The organism is Mucilaginibacter sp. FW306-07-L (assembly GCF_058782065.1).
This window is the reverse complement of record NZ_JBYSXI010000001.1, coordinates 1281763-1306913: the sequence shown is the minus strand read 5'-3', so window position 1 is coordinate 1306913 and position 25151 is coordinate 1281763. Positions and strand designations below refer to the sequence as shown.

Annotated in this window: 20 protein-coding genes and 1 other RNA gene; 7 read left to right on the top strand and 14 right to left on the bottom strand. The window is 44.6% G+C overall.

Annotated features, from left to right (window positions below):
• Window positions 1-53: 53 nt before the first annotated feature.
• Window positions 54-659: a GIN domain-containing protein gene (locus AC3WJC_RS05850; protein ID WP_492398134.1), complete on the bottom strand. Its 606-nt coding sequence runs from the start codon at window positions 657-659 to the stop codon at window positions 54-56.
• A gap of 280 nt (window positions 660-939) precedes the next feature.
• Complete coding sequence (locus AC3WJC_RS05845) at window positions 940-4179, bottom strand: amidohydrolase family protein (protein WP_492398133.1); 3240 nt, start codon at window positions 4177-4179, stop codon at window positions 940-942.
• A gap of 74 nt (window positions 4180-4253) precedes the next feature.
• On the opposite strand from AC3WJC_RS05845, the gene AC3WJC_RS05840 reads away from it, so the two are divergent.
• Window positions 4254-6149, top strand: coding sequence for a RecQ family ATP-dependent DNA helicase (locus AC3WJC_RS05840; protein ID WP_492398132.1), 1896 nt, complete (start codon window positions 4254-4256; stop codon window positions 6147-6149).
• 48 nt (window positions 6150-6197) lie between these two features.
• On the opposite strand, the gene AC3WJC_RS05835 is transcribed toward AC3WJC_RS05840, so the two are convergent.
• Window positions 6198-7484, bottom strand: coding sequence for a citrate synthase (locus tag AC3WJC_RS05835; RefSeq protein WP_492398131.1), 1287 nt, complete (start codon window positions 7482-7484; stop codon window positions 6198-6200).
• Window positions 7485-7636: 152 nt separating this feature from the next.
• On the opposite strand from AC3WJC_RS05835, the gene AC3WJC_RS05830 reads away from it, so the two are divergent.
• A complete protein-coding gene (locus tag AC3WJC_RS05830) occupies window positions 7637-10897 on the top strand; it encodes a PAS domain S-box protein (RefSeq protein WP_492398130.1) in 3261 nt (1086 codons plus the stop codon).
• A 3-nt stretch (window positions 10898-10900) separates the two neighbouring features.
• On the opposite strand, the gene AC3WJC_RS05825 is transcribed toward AC3WJC_RS05830, so the two are convergent.
• Together AC3WJC_RS05825 and AC3WJC_RS05820 are read right to left on the bottom strand one after the other, a co-directional pair.
• Window positions 10901-11425 carry a DUF3347 domain-containing protein gene (locus AC3WJC_RS05825; RefSeq protein ID WP_492398129.1) on the bottom strand — a complete coding sequence of 175 codons (525 nt, stop codon included), beginning with the start codon at window positions 11423-11425 and terminating at the stop codon, window positions 10901-10903.
• 20 nt (window positions 11426-11445) lie between these two features.
• Window positions 11446-12693, bottom strand: coding sequence for an ABC transporter permease (locus tag AC3WJC_RS05820; protein ID WP_492398128.1), 1248 nt, complete (start codon window positions 12691-12693; stop codon window positions 11446-11448).
• 162 nt (window positions 12694-12855) lie between these two features.
• On the opposite strand from AC3WJC_RS05820, the gene queA reads away from it, so the two are divergent.
• Window positions 12856-13905 (top strand): tRNA preQ1(34) S-adenosylmethionine ribosyltransferase-isomerase QueA, encoded by a 1050-nt coding sequence (gene queA, locus AC3WJC_RS05815; RefSeq protein WP_492398127.1) that lies wholly within the window; start codon window positions 12856-12858, stop codon window positions 13903-13905.
• A gap of 87 nt (window positions 13906-13992) precedes the next feature.
• A complete protein-coding gene (locus tag AC3WJC_RS05810) occupies window positions 13993-14679 on the top strand; it encodes a 2-C-methyl-D-erythritol 4-phosphate cytidylyltransferase (protein WP_492398126.1) in 687 nt (228 codons plus the stop codon).
• Window positions 14680-14717: 38 nt separating this feature from the next.
• Here AC3WJC_RS05810 and AC3WJC_RS05805 read toward each other — a convergent pair whose 3' ends face one another.
• The 3 genes from AC3WJC_RS05805 to AC3WJC_RS05795 all read right to left on the bottom strand — a co-directional run bounded on the left by AC3WJC_RS05805 (window position 14718) and on the right by AC3WJC_RS05795 (window position 15857).
• On the bottom strand, window positions 14718-14864 hold the full coding sequence (locus tag AC3WJC_RS05805) for a lmo0937 family membrane protein (RefSeq protein ID WP_127707651.1): 147 nt from the start codon (window positions 14862-14864) through the stop codon (window positions 14718-14720).
• Window positions 14865-14990: 126 nt separating this feature from the next.
• Window positions 14991-15212 (bottom strand): DUF2795 domain-containing protein, encoded by a 222-nt coding sequence (locus AC3WJC_RS05800; RefSeq protein WP_002996718.1) that lies wholly within the window; start codon window positions 15210-15212, stop codon window positions 14991-14993.
• Window positions 15213-15308: 96 nt separating this feature from the next.
• Window positions 15309-15857, bottom strand: coding sequence for a cob(I)yrinic acid a,c-diamide adenosyltransferase (locus tag AC3WJC_RS05795; RefSeq protein ID WP_492398125.1), 549 nt, complete (start codon window positions 15855-15857; stop codon window positions 15309-15311).
• Window positions 15858-15952: 95 nt separating this feature from the next.
• Between AC3WJC_RS05795 and AC3WJC_RS05790 the strand changes: the two genes are divergently transcribed.
• Window positions 15953-16939: a chitinase gene (locus AC3WJC_RS05790; RefSeq protein ID WP_492398124.1), complete on the top strand. Its 987-nt coding sequence runs from the start codon at window positions 15953-15955 to the stop codon at window positions 16937-16939.
• On the opposite strand, the gene AC3WJC_RS05785 is transcribed toward AC3WJC_RS05790, so the two are convergent.
• The 4 genes from AC3WJC_RS05785 to AC3WJC_RS05770 all read right to left on the bottom strand — a co-directional run bounded on the left by AC3WJC_RS05785 (window position 16933) and on the right by AC3WJC_RS05770 (window position 21278).
• Window positions 16933-17754, bottom strand: coding sequence for a DUF4249 domain-containing protein (locus AC3WJC_RS05785; RefSeq protein ID WP_492398123.1), 822 nt, complete (start codon window positions 17752-17754; stop codon window positions 16933-16935). The two genes, AC3WJC_RS05790 and AC3WJC_RS05785, sit on opposite strands and share 7 nt — an antisense overlap.
• Window positions 17755-17758: 4 nt before the next feature.
• A complete protein-coding gene (locus AC3WJC_RS05780) occupies window positions 17759-20092 on the bottom strand; it encodes a TonB-dependent receptor (protein WP_492398122.1) in 2334 nt (777 codons plus the stop codon).
• Between the two features lie 148 nt (window positions 20093-20240).
• Complete coding sequence (locus AC3WJC_RS05775; protein WP_492398121.1) at window positions 20241-20603, bottom strand: VOC family protein; 363 nt, start codon at window positions 20601-20603, stop codon at window positions 20241-20243.
• 102 nt (window positions 20604-20705) lie between these two features.
• Window positions 20706-21278, bottom strand: coding sequence for an LOG family protein (locus AC3WJC_RS05770; protein WP_492398120.1), 573 nt, complete (start codon window positions 21276-21278; stop codon window positions 20706-20708).
• A 96-nt stretch (window positions 21279-21374) separates the two neighbouring features.
• On the opposite strand from AC3WJC_RS05770, the gene AC3WJC_RS05765 reads away from it, so the two are divergent.
• A complete protein-coding gene (locus AC3WJC_RS05765; RefSeq protein WP_492398119.1) occupies window positions 21375-22574 on the top strand; it encodes a pyridoxal phosphate-dependent aminotransferase in 1200 nt (399 codons plus the stop codon).
• A gap of 147 nt (window positions 22575-22721) precedes the next feature.
• Window positions 22722-23090: a transfer-messenger RNA gene (gene ssrA, locus AC3WJC_RS05760) on the top strand.
• A 57-nt stretch (window positions 23091-23147) separates the two neighbouring features.
• Here the strand turns inward: ssrA and AC3WJC_RS05755 are convergent.
• Together AC3WJC_RS05755 and AC3WJC_RS05750 are read right to left on the bottom strand one after the other, a co-directional pair.
• Complete coding sequence (locus AC3WJC_RS05755; protein WP_492398118.1) at window positions 23148-23858, bottom strand: DKNYY domain-containing protein; 711 nt, start codon at window positions 23856-23858, stop codon at window positions 23148-23150.
• Window positions 23859-24165: 307 nt separating this feature from the next.
• On the bottom strand, window positions 24166-25134 hold the full coding sequence (locus AC3WJC_RS05750; protein WP_492398117.1) for a S41 family peptidase: 969 nt from the start codon (window positions 25132-25134) through the stop codon (window positions 24166-24168).
• Between the last annotated feature and the right edge of the window lie 17 nt (window positions 25135-25151).

The following is a 25151-nucleotide window of genomic DNA, read 5'->3' as shown; positions in this document are numbered from 1 at the left end:
GTTAAACTGACGGCTTTTCGCTGATATATGATGGACTTTTGCAAAAGTGAGGCTTAAAGGGCGGCCAGCTCATTTTTAGCGGCGGCATATTTTTCGGCGGTTTTGGCTACCTGCGCTTTGCCCATGGCTACCAGTTTACCATAGTTTACGCTGGTTGAGCGGCCGTAGTTTAAAGCGTAATCGGTTACGTTACCGGTAAGGTCGGCTTTGGCATTATCGTTTACTTTGATATCGGCACTGTATGAGTCGATATTCAATTGTGCTACGGCATTGTTGTGCAGGTTTACATCAAGGTTGATGGCTGATAGTGTACCGAATGATTTAACAGTAGCGTTATCATAAACCGAGATAGAACGCAGATCATTTGCTGATACCCATACTACCAGTTTTTTGGCTGAATATGATGAGATGCGTAACACACCGTTATTATTTTGTACCAAAGCGCTTTCGGTATAGTAGCGGTTGTAAACCTTTACTTTATCATTTATACTGTTTGATACATACAGTTCAACGTTACCGCGAACTTCAATTTTGTTAATGTTTTTTACGTCGCTTAATACGGTGGCGGCGCTGTCGTTAAATTTATCTGGTGTAGCTGCGTTTACTGAACCGAAAGCTAATGAACAGATAGTGGCGATGGTGATTATAGTAGTTTTCATGACTTTATGATTTTGATTGTGAATTATTTATGTTATGTTTTTAAATACACTAATAAGACACCCTCACCCCCACGAACGTTACAGCCGATCAGCCTCAAATAGGCGTAAACAGGGTAAACCTCGGTGAACAACCAAAATGTGTCGGTGAAAACCATTGGTGTACATAGTACACCTTGCTTAACAGGCAACAAAACGGGCGTTCTGTAACCCAAAATGAGTCTACAGCACAACAAAAAAGCCGACCTATTGGCCGGCTTGATGTTTAATGTGGTTGTTTCTTTTAATCGCAATCCTGCGTACCGTACAAGTAGGTTTCGGTATTGTTTACCGGCAGGTTAAGCATATCGCCGCCACGGCCCATTTGCCACCAGAAACGCAGGCGGGGCTTTTCGCGGTTACCAATCTCATTCATCGAGTCGGCATCGTACAACCGGCCGTTCAGCATAACATATTTTATGCTTTCGCTGTTACTAATATCTTCCAGCGGGTTTTCATTAAGCACCACCAGGTCGGCCAGTTTGCCCGGCTCAAGTGATCCGATCTCTTTATCCATACCTAAGTAAGATGCTCCGTTAATAGTTGCGCAACGTAGCGCCTGTAACGGCGACATACCGCCCTGCGCCAGCATCCACAGCTCCCAATGCGCTCCAATACCCTGCATTTGCCCGTGCGCGCCCAGATTTACTTTGGTACCGCCATCAGCAATGTATTTGGTAGCCTTGGCCATATCAATATGCCCATAATCGCCATACTCGGATGTGGTACGCCTGCGCGAACGCGCGTCAACCAATGATGGCGGCGTGAACGAAATCAGGCGGTCGCTCTTCCAAACTTCGGTTCTGTCATACCAATAATTCTCGCCAAACTGGGTGCCATAGCTAACAATAAGGGTTGGCGTATAACCCACCTTTGTGGCATTCCACAGGCTGCGTACATCTTTGTACACCGGGTAAACAGGTATGTTATGTTCAATGCCGGTATGCCCGTCAATCACCTGGGTCATGTTCGTAAAAAACGTTGATCCGCCCTCGGGTACTACTTCCATCTGCAATTCGCGGGCGGCTTCAATTATTTGCTGCCGCTGCTCGCGGCGCGGCTGGTTATAGCTTTTAACCGAGAACGCGCCCACCGCCTTCAGCCTGCGCAGGCTGGAACGCGCATCGTCCAGGTTATTAATTACGGCCTTAAAATCGCCGTCGGCACCGTATAATATGGTACCGGTTGAGTACACCCTCGGCCCTACCATCAGGCCGGCGCGCAGCATCTCATTCTGGCTAAATACCATCTCGGTATTGCTTGACGGATCGTGCGAAGTGGTTACGCCAAAAGCCAGGTTGGCGTAATAGCTCCAGTCCTGTTGCGGTGTTACCCCGTCGGGGCTGGTATGCAGGTGCGCGTGTACATCAACCAAACCCGGTATTATGGTTTTGCCTGCCATATCATAAACCCTGGCATCAGCCGGTACAGGCACATCCGCTGCTTTACCTACCGCGGTAATTTTGTTGTTAACCACAATCAGGTTGCCCTGTGCAATTACTTCCTCACCCTTCATGGTAATAATGCGGGCATTGGTAAAGGCTATTTTACCGGTAGGCGCATCGCTTTTCAACCGCAGGCCAATATCGGCAGTGGCATTGGTGTCAATAGCTGGGGCTTTGTCCGGGTTGGCATCGTTATAAGGGAAAGCCGTTTTCAGGTCGCGAGCGTAATATTTTGGGCCCAGCGTCCACATTAGTTTCTGGCTGTCCTTACTCCAATGCAGGTAAGTACCGGCATCGCGTGTAAGCCTGTTTAAAGGTAAAGCCCTGTTTCCTGCTGATAGATCCTGCGGGTTACCGGTTTGGGTCATGGGGGTTATGTAGCAGTTATATAATTCAGTAAATGCCATCCACTTACCATCAGGGCTTGGGCAAAACTGTGTTGCATACGTTGAGGTATACAGCGTGCGTCGGTTGCCGCCAAACAAGTCCATCACTTTAAAGGCCTTGTTGCCATCTTCGCTGCTTTGATAATATATTTTTGAGTCATCGGGCGAAAACTGCGGGCGGATGCCATTATCAAGCACCAGCCTTGGCGTGCCACCTGCCGCGGCCATAACGTAGATACCCGGGTTAGTACCAAAAGCGAAACCCAGGTCCTGGTTGCCCTCTCCCTTGCGGAATACAATTACATCGCCTTTGTTGTTGAATTTTGGCGAGTAATAAAATCCCTTTTCAATGGTAAGGCGGGTAACCTGTTTGGTAACCAGATCAATTTTGCTGATGCCGCCTTTAAGCTCGTCCGTCCAGCTTACATATACCAGTGTGCGGCCATCGGGGCTAAAGCTTGGCTCATACTCCATATCAGCCGTATTGGTTATACGCTGTGGTTTACCGTTAGGTAATTCTTTGATATAAATATGCCCGGCAGCATTAAACGCCACCAGTTTTCCATCAGGCGATGTGGTAAGCTGGCGTATCATCTTCGCGGTAAACTCATCCTGAAATACTTTTTGCTGAAAGTGCAACGATTCGGACACGATTTGCTGCGTAGTAACCTCAAAAGGCACCTGCACCACGTTGAGTGTACTTATATCCAGATTCCAGATCTTACCTTTGGCATAAAATACAATGCCTTTACTATCGGGCGTAAAGCTAAAGTTGGGGTACACACCAAAAATAGCCCAGGTTTCCTGCTGATCGTGCGAGAGGCCATCATATACCGGCCACTCCTCGCCTGTTTCCAGGTTACGCAAATACATTACTGATTTAAGGCGAACACGCTTAACAAAAGCCATCAGTTTACCGTCAGGCGATAGCTGCGGGCGGCAGGCTCCCCCGGCATCACCGGTAACGGTTTCAATATCGCCGGTTTGGCGGTTTAAACGTTTTATCGCGTAGATACCAGGATACGGATCTTTATTATATTGAAAAAATGGGCCGGGTGTAACATCCTCGCTCCAGTAAACATATTTACCATCCGGAGAGATAACCGGTTCACCGGCATCCTGCTGATCATTTTTGCGTCGGGTTAGTTGTATGCCATCGCCGCCGGTACGGTAGTATAGCCACATTTCGCCCGCGCCTAATGAGCGGCTTGCCGTAAAATGCTTCCGGGCCACCAGGTAATTACCATCCGGCGACCATGAGGCATTGTTCAGCAGCCTGAAATTTTCTTTGGTGATAGAATGCTTGTTGTTGCCATCGCTGTTCATTATCCAGATATTATCGCCCCCCTCTTTATCGCTGGTGTAGGATATAAACTTTCCATCCGGGCTAAAGCGCGGCTGCACTTCCCAGGCCCTGCCACCTGCCAGTATGGTAGCGCGGCCACCGGTTATGGGCATACTGTAAATATCGCCCAAGAGATCAAATATTATCGTTTTACCATCCGGACTAACATCGAGGTTCATCCAGGTACCTTCATCAGTAGTAATACTTACTTTTTTGGGCTGGCCTGAGGTGTTTTCAACATTCCATTTTTGCGCGCTGGCCGTTAAGGTTAAAAGGAAAAGAAGAACCGAGGAGTAAAATATTTTCATAAGGTCAAATTATTACAGCCACGAATTTAATTATATTCAAACACTTTACTGTTTTTTAGCTTTGCCATATTTGCATGACAATCCATACCATACTACAACAATACTGGAAACATGATACCTTCCGGCCTTTTCAGGAGGACATCATCAATTCGGTAATGGCCGGTAATGATACGCTGGCACTGCTGCCTACGGGCGGCGGCAAGTCGGTATGCTTCCAGGTGCCTGCCATGGCTATGGAGGGGCTGTGTATCGTGGTATCACCGCTGATAGCCTTAATGAAGGACCAGGTTGAAAACCTGAAGGCTAAAGGCATTGAGGCGGTGGCCATTGTATCGGGCATGGGTAAACGGGAGATCGACATCGCCCTGGATAACTGCATTTATGGCCAGGTAAAATTCCTCTACCTCTCGCCCGAGCGCTTATTATCAGAGTTGGTGCGCGAACGGGTATCGTACATGAAGGTAAACCTGATCGCTGTTGACGAAGCGCATTGTATATCGCAATGGGGTTATGACTTTCGCCCGCCATACCTGCATATTGCCGATCTGCGGGAAATAAAGCCCGATGTACAAGTATTAGCGCTTACGGCTACCGCCACCGCTGATGTTAAGGATGACATTAAGGAAAGATTATTGTTTAAGCCCGGCTGCAGAACCTTTCAGCAAAGTTTTGAGCGTGCCAACATCAGCTACGTGGTACAGCATACTGAAGATAAGTTGCGCAAGCTGCTCAGCATTGCCAATGGTGTAAACGGGAGCGGCATAGTATACGCGCGCAGCCGTAAGGAAACTGTTGAGCTAACCCGCTTTTTTACCGACAACGGTGTTTCCGCCGCTAACTATCATGCCGGTATGCCGATGGATCAGCGGGCACTGCATCAGCAGGAATGGAAGGAAAACCGTATCCGGATAATTGTAGCAACCAGCGCCTTCGGTATGGGTATTGATAAGCCCGACGTGCGGTTTGTGGTGCATAAAGATGCGCCCGAAAGCCTTGAAGCCTATTACCAAGAGGCAGGCCGTGCCGGTCGCGACGGACAAAAAGCATACGGCATTTTACTATACAATAACAATGACCGTTACAAGCAGGAACGCAAGTTTGAAACCAGCTTTCCATCAGTTGATGAGATAAAAATAGTTTACCACCAGTTAGCCAATCAATACCAGTTGGCTTACGGTGCGGGTGCCGGGTTGAGCTTTGATTTTGATATTACCACCTTTTGCAACCGCTTTAACCTGGATATATTTAAAACGCTTAACGCTCTTAAATTTTTGGAGCAGGATGAATACTTGTCCTTTAACGAGAGTGTTTACCTGCCTTCGCGGTTCAGATTTTTTGTGGATAACGCGGCATTATACAGTTTCCAGGTGGCTAATAACGGGTGGGACCTGTTTATTAAAACCTTGTTACGCTCCTACGGCGGCTCGTTTGATAATTATGTGCGTATAAAGGAATTTGACGTTGCCCGCCGGGCTAACATGAGCGTACAACAGGTTATTGAGGGGTTAAAGCAATTGCAGGATTACAAGATCATCAATTACCTGCAACAAACTGACCAACCGCAAATCACCTACCTGAAACCCCGCCTGCATGCCGGCGAACTGCATATTAACCGCGCATATATCGAAGAACGCAAAAAGATCTATCGTAAAAAAGTGGAGGCGGTAATGGCTTATGCCACTCACCAAAAATGCCGCAGCCAAATGCTACTGGGTTATTTTGATGAGGATGATGTCCGCAAATGCGGTGTATGCGATGTATGCCTGGACGAAAAGCGCAAACGGGAAAATGAAAATATTAGCGAAGTAATTGCCGATGAAATATTACAACTAGTAAGCATTGAGCCCTTAACCCTGCACACGCTCATCTCATCGCTTAAAAAGGGAAATGATGCCCAAAAGATTGGTGCCCTGCGTGAGTTGCTTGACTCGGGCCGCATTAAGGCTGATGGCGAAAGGTATTACGTATAAACAACAAAAGCCTGTTCACGCAGGCTTTGTTATATTTAATCTAATATATTATCGTTTATCAAGCGCTACAAAAGTACGGTCGGTTTCGCCAACATAAATCTGGCGCGGGCGGCCGATAGGCTCTTTGTTCTCTTTCATTTCTTTCCATTGGGCTATCCATCCCGGCAAACGGCCAAGGGCAAACAGTACGGTAAACATATCCGTAGGGAAACCTAAGGCACGGTAAATAATACCTGAATAAAAATCGACATTAGGATAAAGCTTGCGCTCCACAAAATAAGGATCTTTCAAGGCTACTTCTTCCAGCTTTTTGGCTATTTCAAGTACCTCATCATTAATACCTAATTTCTCCAGCAATTCATCACATGCCTTTTTGATGATCTTAGCGCGCGGATCAAAGTTTTTGTACACGCGGTGGCCAAAGCCCATCAAACGGAACGGATCATTTTTATCTTTCGCCTTGGCAATCCATTTATCGGTATCGCCGCCATCCTGTTGAATTTTTTCCAGCATCTCAATAACGGCCTGGTTTGCACCGCCATGCAACGGGCCCCATAACGCCGAAATACCGGCTGATATGGAAGCGTAAATATTTGAGTCAGACGAGCCTACAATACGTACGGTAGAAGTAGAACAGTTTTGCTCATGATCGGCATGTAAAATAAGCAGCTTGTTCATGGCGCTTACAATTACCGGGTCAATCTCCACCTGTTCGGTACGTTGCCCAAAGGTCATGTGCAGGTAGTTGGTAACGTAATCGTATTTATTTTGCGGATAGATGTACGGATGTCCTAATGATTTTTTGTAGATCCATGATACCAAGGTTGACATTTTGGCCAGCATTTTAACAATGCTCAGGTTAACCTCTTCTGCCGTTTGGTTTGATTTTAAGGAATCAGGATAAAATGCCGACATGGCGCATACCAGGGATGACAGTTGCCCCATCGGGTGCGAACGCTGCGGAAAGCCGTCAAAAAACTTCTTCATATCCTCATGCACCAGGGTATGGCGGCTGAGCAGATATTGAAAATCATTTAACTGATCGTTTGTTGGCAGTTCACCGTAGATCAGCAAATAAGCAACCTCGATAAAGGTTGATTTTTCGGCCAGATCTTCAATAGAATAACCACGATATTTTAAGATACCTTTTTCCCCATCTAAAAAAGTAATGGCGCTTTTTGTCGCGCCAGTGTTTTTGTACCCAATATCAAGTGTTACGTAACCGCTCAGGTCGCGTAGTTTAGAAATATCGATTGCCTTCTCTCCTTCAGAGCCAGTTATTACCGGTAGGTCGTGCGTTTTATCGCCTATAATTAGTTGTGCAGTTTCTGACATAGAAAAAAATGTAAGTGAGCAAATGTAAATAAATCTGTGTATTATTATCAGCTATAAGGGTTTTGTAATGTAATTTTTATGTTTAATTAACACACTATAAAACCATTGAATTATAATTTTAGTTTATATATTTTCAAACTATTAACTGGCACATGTCACTCAACAGCAGGCTTGTATTATTAATACATAATGACAGGAGCATATACCGGTTATTGCTATCGGCTTTATGTATAGCCAGCCCCGCGCTGTATTACCTGTGCCACCAAAACTTTGCAGACCCGCTGCCTTTAAGGCTGCTCAACAGCGGGATATGTATTACCGCCATAGGCCTGTCGTTTGTTAAAAGTAAGTCCATTTTTAAAGCAGGCTTATATTTCACCATCTTGTCGCACCTGGCAATTAATAATTATTTACTGTTAAGTTATACCGCATTCAGCCCCATTTATATTTTTAGTTCGGTAGCTATATTTATGGCTTTGGCCATATTATGCATCCGGCAATACGAGTTCATCGCCATCACGATACTAAACTTTGGCTTTGTACTCAGCGCGTATATTATAACCCCAAACCCGGGCATTAACATAGCATCGTTAACAGGCTTGCTGATAACCTTTACCATAACGGCTTATATTGTTTTTATTGTACGGATGGTATATCGCATCAAGTTAAAAAAAGCGGTTGACAGCCTTGTTAAAACCAATAACTCGTTAAGGTTGAGCGAACAGAAACTGCGCGACAGTCGCAACCAGCTACACTCGTTAATTAACTCTATTAATGATATTGTTTTTGAGGTTGACGAGAATGAACAGGTATTGAATGTATGGTACAACGAGCAGAAACCATTGCATTATGACCCTAAATCGTTTTTGTTAGATACGATGGCCAACGTGGCCGGGAGCGAAAACATACAGCCTATTACCGAAGCCATAAAATATGTTATTGCCAACCGTACGTCTACCGCTATTGAATTTCGTTCGATATTTGGGGTCGATAAATGGTTTACAGCGAAGATAAGCCCGGTTTACGACAGGCAATCTAACTACACGGGCCATGTTTCGGTAGCCATTACCGATATAACCAGCCAAAAGAATTACGAACATGCGCTGCAAACCAACCAGGAGTTATTGTTAGAGGCACAAAACATAGCCAAAATGGCCAACTGGTGGTATGATAGCACTACTAATGAGGGCTATTGGTCGCCGTATACTAACCAGATTTTAGAGATTAACAGCATACCCGCCGGGGTTACCCACCGGGAATATTATATTTCACGGATACATCCGGATGATATTGCCGCTACTAAAAACTTTTTGCAGCAAATCGGTACCGATGGCCATAAAGTATTTGAACATAAGATAATCACCGCTAAAGGCAACCTGAAATACATCAAGATTATTTGCGGTGAGGCTGGCAGTTATGCTGACGGTAAGTTACAACGCATCTCCGGCGTGATACAGGATATTACAGAAGTACGCTTATCCGAAAAATCAGCCAAGATCAGTCAGGCCGAACTGATAGAAGCGCAAACCATCGCCAAAATAGGTAACTGGAAATATGAATTTGCCAACAGCAGGTTCGCATGGTCTGACGAAATTGCCAATATTTACGAGATCAGCGAGAAAGATACGGGCCTTAAAAACTTTATCCGCCTGTATTTTAAATATGTACATCCCGACGACAGGCAGTTATTGTACAAGTTGCTGCGAACGCCGTCAATGGCTGTAGGCCGGTCCTTTGAATACCGGATTATAACCGCAAGCGGCGCTATTAAATACCTGAGCGTTATAACAGGCAAGGTAATGCGCCGCGATGGTGCCCTGCGAAAAATTATAGGCACCCTACAGGATATCACCGAACGCAAAAAAGCGGAGCTTGAATACAAACGTACCCGCAACAAGTACCGCCTGGTGCTTGAGGGCGTAAAACTGGCGGCATTAACCATTAACGAAAGCGGCATCATTACCTTTTGCAACAGCCACATGGCAGGTATATTAGGTTACACTACCGAAGAAATGATCGGCCAAAAGTGGGTTGACCACTTTGTACCGCAGCAATTCAGGGAAACCTTAAATGACTGGATAGAACGCAACAGTTACGAAACTCATTACATAAACCCCGTGATATGTAAAGATGGCAGCGAAGCGATAATAAGCTGGCAAAATACCATGAGCTTTGATGAGCACGGCAACCTGATCGAGATCACCTCGATAGGTGAAGATATTACCGACCGCCAAAAAGCCACGCAGGAACTTATATCGGCCAAAGAGGATGCGGAGCGTTCATCCAAATTTCAGTCTGATTTTTTGTCTACCATGAGCCACGAGATCCGCACGCCGATGAACGCGGTGATCGGTATCACCAACCTTTTGCTGGCCGAAGAGCCGAAGCCGGAGCAAATGGAGTACTTGAATACGCTTAAATTCTCGGGCGATAATTTGCTCGCCATTATTAACGATATACTGGATTATAATAAGATAGAGGCCGGCAAGTTCAACCTGATAAAGCAACCGGTTAACTTAAAGCAACTTACGCAAAACATCTGGCAATCGTTTTTACCGCGGGCAAGCCAGCAAGGCATCGAATTAAAATTAATTACGGACAGTAATATACCCGAACAGGTAATGGCCGACCCGGTACGCCTGAGCCAGATACTAAATAACCTGATAAGCAACAGCATAAAATTCACCCAGCAAGGCAATGTCACCATTAAAATTGATACGGTTGACACCGAAACCGCTAATACCGCCAACGTTCATTTTTGCATAATGGATACCGGCATAGGCATAGCACCCGAAAGCCTGCCGCATATTTTTGACCCTTTTGTGCAGGATATGCACCATCAAAACACCTTTGGCGGCACCGGGCTTGGCCTGGCTATAACCAAGCGGCTGGTTACGCTGCATAAGGGCAGTATTGATGTGGTCAGCTCGTTAAACACAGGCACCAGGTTCACTATTGATATTCCGTTTGAGGTGGTAACTAATACGGAAACAGATACAAACAACCAATCAGTACATAAGCTTATTAAAAACCTGAGCGATGTGCGCATACTGGTGGTGGATGATAACAAAATGAACCTGCTTATCGCTTCCAAATTCCTTAAAAAATGGCATGCTCACGTTGATGAGGCTACCAATGGCGAGATAGCCGTTGAAATGGCCCGCAACCAAACCTACAGCATGATTATTATGGATCTGCAAATGCCGGTAATGGATGGGTTTGAAGCCACGCGCATCATCAAACAAATACAACCGGATGTGCCTATTATCGCGCTAACCGCGGATGCCATGCCCGATACTTACAACAAAGCGTTTGAGGCAGGAATGGATGATTATTTAACCAAGCCATTTTTGCCCGAAACGCTTTTTGAAAAGGTATCAAAATACCGCGACGCACGCGGTGTTACCGAATAGTAATTACTTTAATTCTTCTTTCACTTCACCACACTCCAGCATGGCATCGCCGTAATATGGATTTTTGATCTCTTTAGCTTCAGACAGCCAGTAGCCTCCTTTGCCGTCATTAGTCATCGGGCAAAAAGTAACGAATGACGGGCGGCCGGTTTTAATGCCCTTAGCCAGGGTGATCACATCCTTGCTCAAGGTTAAAAAAGCTTTACGCTGCTGGTCAACCTTATCCGTAGCGGCAATTTCACCCGCCAGGTCTGCTGCTTCAGAGCAGCCTTTAACTTCTACAAGTTCCTGCTGTAGTTTGGCCGCGCTTTTTTGAGCCGCCGAACCATCTGATTTTACCAGGTCATTTTTTAAGGCCAGGTAAGATGTTAATATTTCTGATACATTTTCCTTATCAGGGATAGCAGCGTCTTTTACGGCTGTTGTCGTATCAGTTTTTGCATCATCAGTAGTTTTCGGGGCTGTTTGGTTGCAGGCACTAACCATAAACATGGCGGCCGCGGCTACGGTAATAAAATGTTTTTTCATCGGAATAAATTTAACAGCCTTTAGTTTGATCGTATGGCATCAACCGGATTAAGCCGCGCCGCGCTGAGTGCCGGAATAATTCCTGAAATTATGCCTATACCTACCGAAGTAAGAATACCTATCAGGATGTTTTTCATCCCCAGTACTATCTCAACATCGGCTATGCCTTTTACGGCCAGCGCAACCAGGTACACCATCATCAACCCAATAACTCCGCCCATAAGGCAAAGCACTATGGCTTCAATTAAGAACTGCAATAATATGAAATAGTTTTTCGCCCCCAATGATTTCTGGATGCCGATGATGTTGGTACGCTCCTTTACCGATACGAACATGATATTTGCGATACCAAAGCCACCAACCAAAATGGAAAACCCGCCAATAAATAATCCGGCAAGGTTGATTATACCGAACAGGGAATCTAACTGGTTTGAAAGCAGGGTTGATTTATTGAGGGCGAAGTTATCATCCTTACCCGGCCCTATCCTGCGGATGGAACGCATAACGCCGCGCAGTTCACTTTCCACTTCTTCCTCGGCAATACCCTCCCGGCCTTTTACCACAATTTGCGGCTGGTATTTTTCGGATTTGATATCGATCAGGTTACGGGCGTAATTAAGCGGCAGCAAAACCTCTTTATCCGCCGAGATACCCAGCATATCATCGCCCTCTTTTTTAAATACGCCTATCACGGTAACATAGCGCCCCATGATCTTGATCTGTTTACCCATGGCATCTCCCGCCGGGAAAAGGTGACTGGCTATCTCGTAACCAATAACGGTAACCGGCGCGCCTGAGCGCGATTCCATTTCAGTAAAATAACGGCCGTCCTGGTACTCATAGTTATAAACTGAAGCATGCTCATGCGATACGGCATACAGTACCGCGCCATCAATCGTATTGCTTTTATACTTTACCTTACGGCTGTCAATATAAAGTTCAAATGATACAGCCTCGGCGGTTTGGCTGCGTTTTTTAAGCTCTTCGTAGTCATGAATGTTGGGTACCGGGCGCTGAATGAACTTCCACCAGGGGTAATCATTACCAAATATCCAGGGCCATTTTTGTATATAGATACTGTTATTACCCAGTTTATTAACGCTGTTTTGCAGGTTATTACGCAAGGTATCAACCGCCGAGAACACGGCTATGATGGTAAAGATACCTATTGTAACCCCGAGCAATGATAACAAGGTGCGCAGTTTGTTTTGCGTAAGGGCATCATAGGCGAATAAAAAACTTTCGCGAAACAGTTTTAAAAATAGCATAACGGCGATTATTGGTTTTTAGACATCAGCGCATTCATTTGGTTACAGTAAATTTAAATTATTTGTGCATTATCCGCACACAAAAGCGCCCGGATTGGTGTTAAATATTACTAATAAAATTTTTCGTACATTTGCGCCCTGAAAATCCAATAAAAATATTATATGAAATTATCTCAGTTTAAATTCGATTTACCCGAATCATTAGTGGCCCATACGCCGTCGGATAAGCGCGACGAATCCCGTTTGATGGTACTGCATCGTGAAACAGGTAAAATTGAACATAAGATATTCAAGGATGTATTGGATTATTTTGACGACCAGGATGTAATGATCCTGAACAACACCAAAGTATTCCCTGCACGTTTATATGGCAATAAAGAAAAAACCGGTGCTACCATCGAGGTTTTTTTACTGCGTGAGTTGAATAAAGAGTTACGCCTGTGGGACGTTCTGGTTGATCCGGCACGTAAGATCCGCGTAGGTAACAAACTGTATTTTGGCGATGATGACCTGCTGATAGCCGAGGTTGTTGACAATACCACATCACGTGGCCGTACCATCCGCTTTTTGTTTGACGGTACCGACGAGGAGTTTCGCCGCAATGTAGAGATACTGGGTGAAACGCCACTGCCAAAATACATTAAACGTAAAGCAACTGCCGAAGATAAAGAGCGTTACCAAACCATATTCGCTAAAAACGAAGGCGCGGTTGCCGCCCCTACCGCCGGCCTGCACTTTAGCCGTGAACTAATGAAACGCCTTGAACTTAAAGGTGTTGAATTTGCTGAAGTTACCCTGCATGTTGGTTTAGGCACCTTTCGCCAGGTTGAGGTGGAGGATTTGACCAAACACAAAATGGATTCGGAGCAATTTATCATCGAGCAATCACAAGCTGATATTGTAAATCGTGGCATTGAACGTAAAAAACGTGTTTGCGCGGTAGGCACTACCAGTATGCGTACCATTGAATCGGCAGTATCAGCCAATAAATCGCTTAAAGCGGCTAACGACTGGACCAGCAAATTCATCTTCCCGCCATACGAATTCAGCATTGCCAACTCCATGATCACCAACTTCCACACACCGGAGTCGACTTTATTAATGATGATCTGCGCGTTTGGCGGTTACGAACATGTAATGAACGCTTACGAAGTGGCCGTTAAAGAAAAATACCGTTTTTACAGCTATGGTGATGCCATGCTGATCATCTAACATTAAAAATATATTATAAAAGAGAGATGGTACCCCATCTCTCTTTTTTTGTTTGCACATATTTGCATGGGTTTAACCTATTAAAACATGCCAACAACAAATTATGCCATTATAGTGGCCGGCGGTTCGGGCACAAGGATGCAGTCTGCATTGCCTAAGCAATTTTTATTGCTCAATGGCAGGCCGCTGATATTTTACACGCTCGAGGCTTTTTGCAATAGCCAGGCAAAACCACAGCTTATAGTAGTACTGCATGCCGATTTCCATGAATATTGGGCTAACCTTTGCCATCAGCATGCATTTAAATTGCCCCATACCTTGGTAGCAGGCGGCAACACCCGTTTTCAGTCCGTTAAAAATGGCCTGGATACTATTAAGAATATGGACTCGGTTATTGCCGTACATGATGCCGTAAGGCCGCTTACAAGCCCGGCAGTTATCGATAATGCCTACCAACATGCACAAACCCATGGCAATGCTGTGGTGGCCGTAAAAAGCCGCGATTCGGTACGCCGGGTTCAGGGGGGCGTGTCAACCGCTTTAGTGCGGGATGAAATATACCTGGTGCAAACGCCGCAAACCTTTACCTACCAGCAATTACGACAGGCGTATACACAGCCTTACAATGATAGCTTTACCGACGATGCAAGCGTAGTTGAGGCGGCGGGATATTCCATTAATTTGATCGAGGGAAATGATACCAATATTAAGATTACCTTTCCGGATGATATAGCTATTGCCGAAATGTTGCTAAGCAAAAAGCCACCCCTGTAACAGGGATGGCTTTTAAGTATTTGTATAATTCTTTGAATTTACGCTCGTCTGATTACGCCTAACAGTAAAGCGATGATAGCTATTACCAGTAATACGTGTATCAGGTTACCCGCGTGGTTAAAAAAGAATCCGAATATCCAGCCGATTACTAAAATGACCGCGATAATGTACAATAAACCTCTCATGTTATTAAGTTTTAGTTGATAAATGTTTAAATATTATTCTTATAACTTAACAAACTAAAATCATTCCAAAAAGTGTTGAATTTTTTAAAATAATTTACAAGAGGCCTCAGCGGCAACCAGCAGCGCTTAATATTCGTCTTCGTTAAAAAAGAAATCGTCTTTTGTAGGGTAATCAGGCCATATCTCTTCTATATTTTCATACGGCTCACCATCGTCCTCAAGTGCCTGTAGGTTCTCGATCACTTCAACCGGTGCTCCCGAGCGTATAGCGTAATCAATTAATTCGTCTTTTGTTGCCGGCCATGGTGCATCTTCCAGATGCGATGCAAGTTCAAGTGTCCAATACATATCTATATAGGTTTTTAAAAGTTATTTATGTTTATATACAATTTCGCAAAAGTATAATATTTTAAATTTGATTATCAATATTTTTTTTCACATTCTTCACACCCTTGGCAACCATTGGTTTTCAGGCACCTGCGCATCAAAACCAACCTTTCGCGCCAGCGTAAAAAGGTAATCGCTCAACCGGTTAAGGTAGATGATTATCTTATCGTCCACCGTGCTTTCATCAGCCAGGTGTACCACTACCCGTTCGGCCCTGCGGCAAACACAACGCGCCAGATGGCAAAACGATACGGCATTACTACCACCGGGTAATATAAAATGTTTTAACGGCGGCAATTTTTCGTTCATGGCATCTATTTCCTGCTCAAGCATTTCAATATCGTTCTCCTCAATATCAGGCAATACCATTTTTGACCGTTCGGGATCAGCGGCCAGTGACGCGCCAATGGTAAATAACCTGTCCTGTATGGTTTTAAGCAGATCCTGGTAATGTGAGCCGATAGCCTGATCCCGGATGAGGCCGATATAGGAGTTCAATTCATCAACAGTCCCGTAGCTTTCAATACGCAGGTGATGCTTGGGCACGCGTGTACCGCCAATTAATGAGGTATAACCCTTATCGCCCGTTTTAGTATAAATTTTCATAACAATGGCGCAATTAAACAATTTACACGCTGTTATTATTATCAATGTGAATAATTTGCTAAATGTTTACATTTAACCTGCTGATGCTACCGATCATGACAAGAAAAACACCTTTAATAGCATTTATAATTGTACCTGCCATGCTGATAGCCCTTAGCTTTAGCTGTGGTAACCGCCCTGCAAGCCAAACTACCAAGGCTGAACCTGCCGTGGAAAATGTAATAACCAAACAACAATTTAACGCGCTATTCCCAAACCGCGACAAGTTTTATACTTACCAGGCATTTATAAAAGCCATTAAGGATATGGCCGTGATTAAGATCAAGATCACCAAGCGGGCGTACCAGGCCTTACAAATGATACGCACGGATAAAGCAACCGGCAAAAGCACCGTAATACGGCAGGACGAAGGGTTTAATGAAGACTGGGCACGCTCGAAACCGGATAGCGTTTACGATATTGATTACAGCTTATTTTGCCACGAAAAGGATGCCGCCGTTAATAAAAGGGAACTGGCCGCTTTTTTTGCACACATAGCCCATGAAACGCGGCATGGCATCAACGGAAAATATAATGATGGCCTGATGCTGAAAACCGAAGCCGATACTACCCTGCCCTACGTGGTGCCCAATGATGAATATCCGCCCGTAAAAGGAAAAAAATATTATGGCCGCGGCCCTTTGCAGTTAAGCTACAATGGCAACTACGGCTATGCCTCGCACTGCATATTCGGCAATAAGGAAACTTTGCTTAACCGGCCTGAACTTGTTGAGCAGGATGCCGTGGTGGCCTTTAAAACGGCTATTTATTTTTGGATGACACCGCAATCGCCCAAACCCTCGGCACATGATGCCATAACCGGTAAATGGCAGCCCGCGGCTACCGAAAAGGCTAAGGGACGCGTACCCGGCTTTGGCAGCACCATTAATATTGTTAACGGCGCTATTGAGTGCGGCAAGGGCGATAGCCAAAGCAATATGCAGGACCGCATTGGGTTTTACCAACACTTTTTAAAACAGCTTGGCGCTGCCGACCCAAACTGCGCATGTTCATGCGGCAGTATGCAAGCCTACGCTTACTGATCATTATCCTGTATGGTAATGGTTCTTTTACGTGAGGTATGCGCGCTGAAATAGCCTAATGCCCCATTGCTGATATTGGTTGGCGGGTTACCCGGCGTAACACCCCCACCCGGCCCGTTCTGGCTTTGGTCGGCAAGGGTTACCCAGTACTTGTACAAAGGCCTGTCAATACTTTGCATCTCCACCTCAACCATATCGCCGTCATTTATTTCTTCGTTATCATCATCGCTGCTGTAAAAAAGCTGATCCTTAACTTCGTTGCCATTCGTCAGCCGGTCATCATTAGCGTAAACACGGCGGGTTTGGGTGCCGTTAACCCACATAACAAAGCGGTATTGGTTAGCTTCGTCTGCCGGGTCGCGGTAATGTACGGCCACCACCTTACGGTCCTCACCGCCAAAAGTAATTTGAGATACGCTCAGCGAGTCAAGCTCTACCGGGCGCGGCATGGTTGACTGAGCCGTGTAATCCTTACCATCAACCCTTACCTGCATGTTATAAGTAACGTTTGGCTGCCCTTTAAACGAGCTGATGTATACACCCGGTATGCGTTCAACAAAGTTATGCTCATTGCCCCGGCTGTCCGTTACAATAACCAGTGCGCCCGTAACCGGCGGATATGTATTATCCTCAGTGTATGATACCGAGCGCGATAGTTTGATGGTTTGCATATCGGCATTATCAGCCACGGTACCTTCAATTACCAGTTGGCTGGCTGATTCCTTGATATCTACATCGATCACCTTCTCGCAGGATGTAAGTCCTATCGCGGCAAGCACCAATGTTCCTAAAAAATGTATATGGGTTATTTTCATGGTATTAAAAGCTAAAATTCCAGGTTACCGACGGGATAATGCCGAACAAGGCTATTTGCACCGCCTCGGTACGGTTTGGGTCGTCCTTTTTATCGCGGAACTGGATGGCATATGGATTTTTGCGGTTAAGCGCGTTGTACAAACTAAACGACCAGCTTGAGCGGAAACGCTTGGTTTCTTTCGCTTTTAGGGTGGCGCTCAGGTCAAGCCTTTCGGTATGCGGCATACGGTTGGCATTGCGCTGGGTAAAGTAATACGTAGTAAGCCCGCCTACATTATATTTTCCTGCCGGATAAGTAACCGCGTTGCCCGTACTGTAAATATAATTTGCCGATACCGACCAGCGTTTGCTCAGGTTATATATACCTACCAACGCAAGGTCGTGCGTACGATCCTGCCGGGCCGGGAAATAATTGCCTTCATTCAGTCCATTGAACTTACGCTCTGTTTTTGACAGCGTGTAACTGATCCAGCCGGTTAAACGCCCCTTAGTTTTTTTGGTGTATAACTCTAACCCGTAGGCACGGCCGGTGCCATATAATAACTCCGATTCTACATTAGCATTGGCTATCAACTGCGCGCCGTTTTTATATTCTATTTGGTTTTGCAGCCACTTGTAATACGTTTCGGCCGAAAACTCAAAGGTATTGTCGTTCGCGTTCTTAAAATACCCGATAGCCACCTGGTCGGCAATTTCGGGCTTTATATTATTGCTGCTCATCACATACTGGTCGGTAGGTGAACTGGTGCCGGCATTGGTTAAAATATGTATGTTTTGCGTATTGCGGTTATAGGACGCTTTTACAGAATTCTCCTCATTAAGGCTATAGCTTAACGACAGGCGCGGCTCAAGGTTAAAATAGGTTTTCACAAACTCGCCGCTGCCATATTTATAAGCGGATGCCACATCGCCGTCGGCATTATAATTATTGAATGTGCCCGGGCCAAGTAATGAGAAGGTGCTCAACCTTAAACCGTACAGCACATTAAATTTATCGGTCAGCTTCCAATCGTCAGATACATAGGCGGCCATTTCTAACCCGTAACGGTTTTCGATAGAAAGCGGGTTAAAGCTCGAGTTGCCATTAGTGGTAATCTCTGATGGCGCTATACGGTGGTGTGTACCCTGAAAGCCAAAACGGATGGTATGCTTATCGCTGAAATATTGCAGATCCTCCTTCAGGTTAAAATCGCGTATCAGCGAGGTAACGTTGGCATTGTTATCATCATCCAACAGGCTGATACTGTAATTATATTTATTGAAGATGAAACTGGTATTTGAAAATAAGCGGCTGTTAAACACATGGTTTAACCTGATGGTTGCCGTGGTATTGCCCCACTGGTTGGCAAACAGATCCTTTATGCCGATATTATCCCGCCCGAAATAACCTGAAACATAAAGGGTGTTCTTATCATCAAATTTATAATTTGCTTTGGCGTTGATGTCGTAAAAATTCAGCGTATTGCCTTTCACTGATGAATCGGGTGAGGCCTGCAGCAACAAATCGATATAAGTACGCCGCGCGCTGATCATGAACGAGCCGCGATTTTTTACTATCGGCCCCTCGGCTTTTATACGGGAAGCGATAAGCCCAATACCGCCCTGTATGCCAAATTCCTTATTATTACCATCCTGCATTACCACATCAAGCACTGATGATAAACGCCCGCCGTATTGCGAGGGCATACCGCCTTTGTACAGGCTTACATCCTTAATAGCATCAGCATTAAACGTACTGAAAAAGCCCAGTAAGTGCGATGAATTGTATACGGTAGCCTCGTCAAGCAGTATCAGGTTTTGATCGGCAGCGCCACCACGAACGAAGAAACCGGTAGTACCCTCCCCGCCTGATTTTACGCCCGGTAATAGTTGAATGGTTTTGAGTACATCCTTTTCGCCAAATATAACCGGGATGTTATCCAGGTCCTTCATGTTGAGCTTATCCAAACCCATCTGGGGGCTGCGCACATTCTCGTTCTTACGGTCGGTAGCGCTTACCACTACCTCGGCAAGTTCCGAGCCGCTTTTAAGGTCGATATTCAGCTTCGTATCCGCAGTAAGATTAACCGTTTGCGTAACCTGCTGGTAGCCCGTGTAGGTTATGGTGAAGGTGTACTCGCCTGCCGTATTGGTAAGCGAATAAAAGCCATAAGTATTGGTGGCCGCCGCGGATTGCCCCGCCGCGTTTTGTATACGAACGGTAGCACCTATCAGGGTTTCGCCGGTTTGGGCATCGCGCACGGTGCCGCTTACGGTATAGCGCTTTTGCGCCAATGCCGGAAGTGCGAATAATAAGCTAACAAGTATTGTGAGGTAGTAAAAGTGTCGTTTTTGCATGAACGGCAGTAAGGTAAAGTTGATGTATGTCGATGTATCTAACGCAAGTATGCGCAGTTTTTTGATACAACAGGCAATTTTTATTACAAAACTTTGCAATTAACTTACCCGGCGGTTAATTTAACCTCAATATTAACCTATGCTAACCTTATTCTGCCGCGGCCTGCCAAAGCTCTATCTTGTTCCCTTCAGGATCATAAATCCAGGCAAATTTACCGTATTCATCATCCTGCTTTTTTTCGTCAATACGTACCCCTTTTTCTGCAAGCTGAGTCAACAAAGCAGCCAGGTCAGTAACCCTGAAATTGATCATAAATTGTTGCGACGGACTGCCAAAGTAGGTTGTGTCCTGCTTAAAAGGCATAAAAACGGTTTGGCCTGCCTGTTGCTGCCATATTTCGCCGCTTTGCAATGAATTGATGCCTAAATGCTCATCATACCATTTACTTAACACATTGGCATCTTTAGCCCTGAAGAAAAAACCGCCGAAGCCGGTTACTAACTTTTCCATAGTGATATTTTAGATTTACAGTTCCTAAAGCTATCAGTTTATTACATCACAAACAAGGGGCAAAAACAACATTACAGCAGGGCAAAACAGACAAACATTTAATTACTTTTTAAACCAGACATCTTCGGGTGCGGCATCAAAATTTTGCATGGCATTCATCAGCCCCGCAACATCACCGGCCGAAAGCACCATACTACGGTTAGCCGGTTTCATATATTTTTGTTCAACCATAAGGTCTAGCTGTTTTAACAGCATATCGTAAAAACCGTTAACGTTTAATACACCAACCGGGCTTTTATGCAAGCCTAACTGCAGCCAGGTAAGCGCCTCAAACAATTCATCCAGTGTGCCCAGGCCGCCCGGCAGCGCAATAATACCATCGCTCATTTTTACCATGAGCTGTTTACGTTCGTGCATGGTTTGCACTACGTGCAACTCGGTAAGGCCGGTGTGCGCTACCTCTTTATCTGCCAAAAACTGCGGTATTATACCAATGGCCTTACCGCCTTTTGCCAGCACGGCATCAGCTATTAAACCCATTACCCCTACCCGGCCACCACCAAAAATCAGTGTAATATCATGATCCGCAAAATATTGGGCAAGATTATCAATTATGTTTAACAGATCGGTATCGCCATTAAAATTGGCTCCACAATACACACAAACAGCTTTCATTATATTTAAATTTTAGCGCGAAGATAACTAATGCGCCCCACGCCTGTTTAAACAGATTATTACTTTACCGCATGATGGATTTTTGTACTTTTGCGGATGCCAAAAATTTCGCAAAAAGGGCTGCGTATGCCCGCCTCGCCTATTCGTAAATTAACGCCCTTTGCTGATAAGGCAAAACAAGAGGGTAAAAAAGTATATCACCTTAACATCGGTCAGCCGGATATTGAAACTCCGGCCGGAATGCTTGATGCCGTTAAGAATATCGATTTTAATATCTGGGCTTATACAGCATCTGAAGGCACACTAAGCTATCGCAAAAAATTAGCCGAATATTATAATAAATTAGGCTATGGCATCGATACCCAAGATATTATTGTAACTACCGGCGGCTCAGAAGCGATCACCATCGCTATGATGACCTGCCTTGACGCGGGCGACGAGGTAATTATTCCTGAACCTTTTTATGCTAATTACAACGGCTTTGCCAGCCAGGGCGATGTGATGGTGAAACCTATTCTATCGTACATTGAAAATGATTTTGCCCTGCCGCCTATCAGCGAATTTGAAAAACTGATAACAGATAACACCAAAGCCATCATCATCTGCAACCCTAACAACCCAACAGGCTACCTGTATACACGCGAAGAACTGGAAGCCTTGAAAACGCTTTGCTTAAAATACGACCTATATTTACTGTGCGATGAGGCTTACCGTGAGTTTTGTTATGACGGACGCGAATTTATTTCGCCGATGCATTTAGAAGGCTTGGAGAATAACGTGATCGTGTTGGATACGGTAAGTAAGCGTTACAGCGCCTGCGGCGCACGTTTAGGCTGCATCATCACCAAAAACAAAGAGGTATGGACAACAGCCTTAAAATTCGCGCAGGCACGTTTAAGTCCCGGCATGGTAGAACAAATTGCCGGCGAAGCCGCAGTTGATACGCCCGACAGTTACTTCGAGATGGTGAACGCCGAATACAAATCGCGCCGCGACACATTGGTAAACGCCTTAAACAACATGGATGGTGTTTTTTGCCCTACCCCCGGCGGCGCATTTTATATTGTAGCCCGACTGCCGATAGACAATGCCGACAAATTTTGCCAGTGGCTGCTGGAAAGCTTTGAATACAATAACCAAACCGTAATGTTAGCCCCCGCCACCGGTTTTTACAGTACCCCCGGCAGCGGATTGAACGAAGTTCGCCTGGCCTATGTGCTAAACAACGATGACCTGAAAACAGCGATGGTTTGTTTGGAGAAAGCATTAAAGGTTTATCCGGGAAGGACGAATTAATACAGTTGGTGGTTGACGGTTTGCAGTCAACAGACTTACATTACATCTGCAAACTGCAAACTTTAATAACCCACGGCACAAAAATTGTGTATATTTGCAGGCTACAAAACTGCAAACTGGCAACTAATAACTGCCAACTCTAAAAATGGGGTCGACCGGAATTGACAGGATGGAGATAAGTAGGTAAGCATGCAGCGCGTTGGGTGAATTAGCGCTTTAATCTGAACGCTCAAACTTACAAATGGCGAAAATAACTACGCCTTAGCTGCCTAATTTAGAATTAGCATAGCTTTTGTCCCGCCGGTTTTCCGTTCTGTTGAATCGGCAATCGGGGCATCGAAAAACGGAACTGGCCAGCTTAGGGTGTGATAAGCAGGCGAGATAAAGCACCTACGGAAGACGGTACAGGTAAGCAACTGACCTTCCCCTTCCCGACAATTTAACAGAAGCTAAGCATGTAGAAAGCTTACCTTATACCATGTTTGGACGAGGGTTCGAATCCCTCCGGCTCCACTTAAAAAAACCGAACCTAAAGTTCGGTTTTTTTTATGCTATACTGCTACATTGATTAAATCAATTAATTGATTGTTTAAGCCCAAAATAGTAAACATCTTTACCATTTATGCCGTAAAGCTTCTCATCAACAATTTTTACTGAAAAATCTGAAGGCTTAACTTTGTGTAATTTCCGCAAACCCTTACTCAAAGTATTTACAAAATAGACGTTGTTTTGATCGAAAGCATAATAGGTATGACTTTGATCTAAATGAAAATCATCAAAACACCCTGGTACCATTTTAAAGGTAGCTACATCCGCCTCAGGCTGCCTCTTACCCTTAAAAAATATGCTGTTGTTATCTTTGCCGATATTTTGCCATACAATGCTGAAAGAATCTACATCTGCCGTTTCTACATACTCGGTAATAAAAAATACTTTTTTACCTTCCCGAATATAATATTCATTATACCATTCTCCTTTACTGTAGTCATAAGGCAGCACTTTGTTATACCAGTAATAACCGGCCCCATCATAAGCAATCCCCTTCGCAGCATCAACTACTTTAAAATTTTCCGGTTTTGCATTCTCAATAACAGAAGGGGTACACATGTAACTGGTAACATAGGCATTATTTTTATCCTTAAAATAAAATGTTTTGTCCTCGAAAGCTTCTATTAATTCAAACGAATTATGATCAATTATTTTTTTCAGGCTGGTAAATGTTTCTGATTCATGATACAGAACACTCTTGTCAATAAGCCTGAAGCCATATCCTAAATCTTTCATAGTATCGATATTTAAAACGTTTTATAAAATTCAAGTTTATATATAAATAATTTATTTGATATAAGGCTTAATACACATGACTATCCCTTATCAAAAGTATTATTAAGCAGGAGCTTGTCCGGGTTATTTTGGTGGGTCAGATACCCCTATTTTCCATAGTCATTACATCGCTATTAACCGAATGTAGCTGTGTTATATGGATTGATGGCAATTATATTCACCATTTAGTCGATATACATATAGCGGATCAAAAACCGCCCCAATCATTGAAAAAGTTAATTGCAATAGCGTATAGGTAGTACAATTATTATTTAAGGCGCTTGATCCCATATTCTAAAATGGCATCTCGGCCGGCAGCATCATCAGCTAAAGTATTGGTTATAATGGTGTCTGGCTTTAATCCATCCTCTATATTATCGCCGTTAGGAGTAAGCGCCATAGAAGCTGAATAGGTAAGCCGCCAGCCGTTGGAAAGTTCGTAATTGAATGGTGTACCCCCGCCCCCGCCTGTATAATCGCCTATTACGTGCACATTGGGCAATGCCGACATATACAACACAAAATCATTACATGAGCTAAAACAGCGGCGGTTGGTTAACACGCAAACCGAGGTAAATTGAACAGGATCGCTAACAGGGTCAAGGTATTTTGCCACAGGCGCGTAATACTCGTTACCGGCGGATGCCTTTTTGTAAACATCATACTTCAACAATTGCCGCTTGGTTAAAAACAGACGAACAAGCTGATCAACCAGGGCGGATTCGCCCCCGCTATTATCACGCACATCAATGATGATTTTCTTAAATCGGTGCATCTTATTTAACACCTGTTCCAGATCAACCGGTGTCAGGGTTTGTTTAAAGGTGGGGATGTATACGTATAATACATCGTCAAATTCATTTACGGTAACTACCCCGATTTTTTGAGGCTTTGTTAGGTAATTCGCCATCAGCAATTCATAATTAAAGTTATGATCGTAAGGCAAATAATACCCGTTATACGTATATACCCTATCAGATGCCGACAGGGCTACATGGCCGTCACGCAGGCTATCAAGCATGCCGGAAAGTATATCAAACAGTTGCTGATCGGTTGTGGTTGACGAAGCTTTTTGACGGTATGCATCATGAATACTATTCCAGTTCACTTTTTTATACTCGAGCATGGCATACCGCTCGTTAATTACCTTACACAACTGCTCAAATACACTTACCGGATCGCGCGATGGGTTTCGCAAAGCTGATTTTTGGCAGGATTGAATTATCAGTACCATCATTAACAGGCATGCAGATA